1 protein-coding gene is annotated in these 469 nt (G+C 70.1%); it reads left to right on the plus strand.

Annotated elements, in window-relative coordinates; all coding sequences use genetic code 11:
* The coding region (locus KBX39_RS32800) for an MMPL family transporter (protein ID WP_210874301.1) at window positions 1-469 on the plus strand (469 nt) is incomplete at both ends.

Raw genomic sequence — 469 nt, forward strand, 5'->3', positions numbered from 1 at the left:
AGGTGGTCGACGGGCGGGTGCAGCTCAACGTCACGCTCGCCGACGCGCCGGACAGCAACGGCGCCGAGCGGACCATCCGCGACCTGCGCGAGGCGGTGCACCGGGTGCCCGGCGCGGACGCCGTGGTCGGCGGCTTCACCGCGATCAACGTGGACACCGCCGACGCCTCCGTCCGCGACCGCAACGTGATCATCCCGGTGGTGCTGCTGGTCATCGCGGTCATCCTGGCCGTGCTGCTGCGCGCCCTGGTCGCCCCGGTGCTGCTGATCGCCACGGTGGTGCTGTCGTTCCTGGCCACGCTCGGCCTCTGCGCGCTGCTGTTCAAGTACGTGTTCGACTTCCCCGGCGTCGACCAGTCGTTCCCGCTGTTCGCGTTCGTCTTCCTGGTCGCGCTCGGCATCGACTACAACATCTTCCTGATGAGCCGGGTCCGGGAGGAATCGGTACGCCGCGGCACCCGCGCCGGTGT

The sequence above is a fragment of the Micromonospora sp. D75 genome (assembly GCF_018070405.1).
In the GTDB taxonomy this organism is placed as follows: Bacteria; Actinomycetota; Actinomycetes; order Mycobacteriales; family Micromonosporaceae; genus Micromonospora; species Micromonospora chalcea.